This window comes from Klebsiella sp. 18074, assembly GCF_902705905.1.
Lineage (GTDB): Bacteria > Pseudomonadota > Gammaproteobacteria > Enterobacterales > Enterobacteriaceae > Klebsiella > Klebsiella terrigena.
This window is the reverse complement of the sequence record NZ_CACSIS010000066.1, coordinates 1-4113: the sequence shown is the minus strand read 5'-3', so window position 1 is coordinate 4113 and position 4113 is coordinate 1. Positions and strand designations below refer to the sequence as shown.

The window sequence follows — 4113 nt, the reverse complement described above, 5'->3', positions numbered from 1 at the left end:
GGTTGCCGCGTGGGACCAGCTGTCAGCGGAAGGGGTGAAGGCGCGCGTGGTGTCCATGCCGTCCACCGACGCGTTCGACAAGCAGGATGCGGCGTACCGTGAATCGGTGCTGCCGAAAGCGGTTTCGTCTCGCGTGGCGGTGGAAGCGGGTATCGCTGACTACTGGTTTAAATACGTGGGCCTGAACGGTGCCATCGTCGGCATGACCAGCTTCGGCGAGTCTGCGCCGGCTGAGCTGCTGTTCGAAGAGTTCGGTTTCACCGTTGAGAACGTTGTCGCTAAGGCGAAAGCGCTGCTGGCGTAGGTTCGGATCTGCTATCACCGGGGTGTTTGATAAACGCGGGGCTGGCTTATCGGCTATTCTGGCAACAACAGCGCTGGCAGCTCTGCAACATAAAGGAAGGGATCGGCATGAGTAAACTTGTGATTGGCGTAAATACCGCGATGTTCGACGGCCTTGATACCGACGTCGCCTTTAGCACCATTAAAAAAGCCGGGTTTCATTACGTTGAGCTGGCCTATAACCAGGGCTACGTGGGCAATATGCCGCCCGAGCTCTTTGGCGCGGAAAACGCGGCGCATATTCGCGAGCTGCTGGAAAAACACCAGCTGGGCACGCATTCGCTGGGGGCGACGATGAATATGGGCGCCGCGGATGCCGTGGAGCAGTTCAGCCAGCGCATCCGCTTTGCCAGCATGATCGGTGCAAAATGGATCAACGTCTGCGTCGGCAGAAGCGCCGATCGCACGCGTATTATCGGTAATCTGCGCGAGCTGGCGGCGGTTGCCACCGAGCACGGGTGCACGATCTGTCTGGAGAACGGCGGCGATCCGAATTATGACGTCTTCCGCCTGGCCGACGATGGCTTTGCGCTGCTGGAGGCTATCGCGAGTCCGGCGGTGGCCTTCAACGTTGATGCCGGCAATATTGTTTCGCTGTGCCCGCAGGTCGATCCGGTTGCGGCGGCGATCGCCATGCTGCCGGGGGCTCAGCATTGCCACCTGAAGGATCTGCAGGTCCGCGACGGGGAGGTGCACTTCACGCCGATGGGCTACGGCCAGCTGGACTATGTGCCAATGCTGAAAGAGCTGGAGACGCGCGCCATTCCCTGTAGCCTGGAGATTCCGTTGCGCATGCATCGCCAGCGCGATAGCTATCCGGTGCGAGGGGATTCACCCGTCGACCCGGCGTATAGCCTGGAGGTGCTGATCCAGTCCCGGCAGATGCTGGAAAAATGGTTGGGCTACCCTGTCGGCGCCTGATAAATAAAAATGCGCCGCCGCTGAAATTCCAGGTTAGGGGTATAAGCCGCTGGCGCAATTTATTTTATTTTTAATCCCGCAGTTTATTCTTATTTATCGATGAGAATGAACTGAATGTCATGGCCGATATTTTTCTCTGGGGATTATAAAAATGATTATAAGCACATTTCCATGTTCTGTGATTAAGGTCGCACACGGTTTCTGACATATATGTTGTTATGTGTGTAACATAAGTTCATCAGTCGATCTTTTGTTCACATTAAGAAAAAAAAGTAACTAATGTTCACCGGGTACTTAACGCTCATAGATTAATTTCGTTTTATTTTTTTAACGACTTTTAAAATCGAAGGTTAATTATGTCTGACTCTACACTCACTCCATTACCAAATACAAAGAAGCCCACTAACTACCGCTGGGTTATCTTTGCTACGATGTTCTTCTTATTAGCCGTTAACCTGATGGATCGTATTACCTTATCGATCGGGATGCCGTATATAAAAGAAGAGTTCGATCTTTCACCGACCACTCAGGGTTTGATTCTTAGCAGCTTTTTCTGGTCCTATGCTCTGCTGCAGGTACCGGGAGGCTGGCTGCTCGACCGCTACGGCCCGCGCAAAGTGATCACCGGCGCGCTGTTTGGCTGGGGGTTCTTCCAGGCCATTATCGGCCTGGCGAGCGGCGGGATTAGCCTGATCCTTTCCCGTATCGGTTTAGGCGTCATGGAAGCGCCGGTTTCACCCAGCGGCGCGAAGCTGAGCTCAACCTGGCTGACGCAATCTGAAAGGGGCCGCGGGGCGGTTATCATGGACTCCGGCAGCCCGCTTGGCGTGGCGATCGGCGGGATTCTCGTGGCCCATTTAATCGTGCTGCTGGACTCATGGCGCGTCACCTTCGTGGTGGTCGGCCTCTTCACCATGCTGCTGGGCTTTGTGGCATGGCGAATTCTGCGCGACCGCCCGTCTGAACACCCGAAAGTGGACCCGAAGGAGGTGGCGTATATTGCCGCCGGCAACGTCAGCAGCGCGACCGGTGAGGAGAATGCCGCGCCGACCAAGGGGCTGGGGATCAGCTGGTTTACGATGGCGGCGATCATGATTGGCCGCGCCTCCTGGGGTATGGTGTACTGGGGGCTGCTGACCTGGGGACCGAGCTATCTGGCGCAGGCGCAGGGTCTGCAGCTGGCCTCTATCGGTAACTCGACGTTTATCATCTTTATCATGGGGACGCTGGGATGCCTGTTTAGCGGCTTTTTCGTCGACTTCCTGGTGAAAAAAGGCGTCAGCCATAACGTCTCGCTGAAAAGCCTGCTCTCTATCTCCGGTATCGTCGGACTGAGCGTGCTGTACGCGCTGTCGACGGTGACCGATCCGGACCTCGCCGTTGGCCTGCTCTCCGTCGCCGCCTTCTTCATGATGTTCGGCAGCCTCTACTGGAGCTTCCCGGCCATTCTGGCGCCGAAAGACCGCGTAGGTCTGGTTGGTGGGCTGATGAATATGGCTAACAGCTGCGCCGGGATTCTGGTGCCGATTCTGGTCGGCGTTATTTTACAGGCCACCGGGAGCTTTGAAAGCGTGCTGGTCTATTTCGCCGTCTGCGCCGGGTTCTACACCGTCGGAACGCTGTGCATTAACTTCAATAAATTACCGCTGAAAAACGGCCAGCTCTCGTACCAGAAATAAATAGCCGCTGGGTTATGTGGCTAAATCACTATTAAATACAGGATGCTGATATGTCAGTTATATTACGAGTGGATAAAGTACCGCAGGTGTTAGCGGATGAGTTAGCGCTCGCCCACACGTTGTATGAATACAGTAAATTGTCCGCTGAACAATTGCATGCCATTGCCGGGGAAGTCCAGGTGATATTAGCCAGTGGGGAGTCGAAGGTTGAGGCCGCACTGATTAATCAATTGCCACAATTAAAACTAATCGCCGTATTTGGCGTCGGCTATGACGGCGTGGATATTCGCGCCGCTGCGCAAAAAGGTGTCCGGGTGACCAATACGCCGGATATTTTGACCGATGACGTTGCCGACCTTGGGATCGCCCTGATGCTGAACGTATCAAGGCGCATTACCGGCGCGCAGAAGTTTATTGAGCGCGGCGGCTGGCAGTCCGGCACCTACCCGCAGTCAACCAAAGTTAGCGGTGGGCGGCTGGGCATCGTGGGCTTCGGCCGCATTGGCCGGGCGGTCGCTAAAAGGGCGCAGGGCTTTGCGATGCGCATTGCCTGCTTTGACCGCAATCCCGTGGAAAGCAGCGAGGTGACCTACTATCCCGATTTGCTGGCGCTGGCGAAAAATAGCGACGTGCTGATGGTATGCGCCAGCGCGGGGAAGGAGAGCCAGAAGCTGATTAACCACGATGTACTGGCCGCGCTGGGGCCGCAGGGGATTTTAATCAACATTGCTCGCGGCAGCGTGGTGGATGAGGAGGCGCTGGCACAGGCGCTCACCCTCGGCACCCTCGGCGGCGCGGGCCTGGACGTTTTCGCCAACGAGCCCCAGGTTCCGCAGGCGCTGCTGAACCGTGATGACGTGGTGGTGACGCCGCATATTGGCAGCGCCACCCGCGCCACCCGCGCGGCGATGGCGCAGCTGGTCATCGATAATATTACGGCGTTTTATGCCGGCAAGCCGCTACTGACGCCGGTCTCATTGGCGTGACGTCAGCGTAATGCCGGCGGGCGCAATGTGGTTAATAAAAAGGGGCCTTTATGGCCCCTCAGATTGATGACAAAGTCCTGGCCGTGAGGCCAGGACTTTGATCTAATAAGGTCAGTGCAAAAAATGGACTGACTGCCATGCTTAGAGAACCTTCCCCCCATCAATATCAGTTTGAAACCATTACT

The 4113-nt window shown here is 56.0% G+C and carries 4 protein-coding genes; all 4 read left to right on the top strand.

Features of this window, described 5'->3' with window-relative positions:
* The coding region (locus tag GVK32_RS28340) for a transketolase C-terminal domain-containing protein (RefSeq protein ID WP_304623260.1) at nt 1-304 on the top strand (304 nt) is incomplete at its 5' end.
* Between the two features lie 107 nt (nt 305-411).
* The gene (locus tag GVK32_RS28335) at nt 412-1263 is read left to right on the top strand and encodes a sugar phosphate isomerase/epimerase (protein WP_159874170.1); all 852 of its coding nucleotides are present in this window, start codon (nt 412-414) and stop codon (nt 1261-1263) included.
* 356 nt (nt 1264-1619) lie between these two features.
* Nucleotides 1620-2942 carry an MFS transporter gene (locus GVK32_RS28330; RefSeq protein ID WP_159874168.1) on the top strand — a complete coding sequence of 441 codons (1323 nt, stop codon included), beginning with the start codon at nt 1620-1622 and terminating at the stop codon, nt 2940-2942.
* A 50-nt stretch (nt 2943-2992) separates the two neighbouring features.
* A complete protein-coding gene (locus GVK32_RS28325) occupies nt 2993-3928 on the top strand; it encodes a 2-hydroxyacid dehydrogenase (RefSeq protein WP_159874166.1) in 936 nt (311 codons plus the stop codon).
* The last annotated feature ends 185 nt before the right edge of the window (nt 3929-4113 follow it).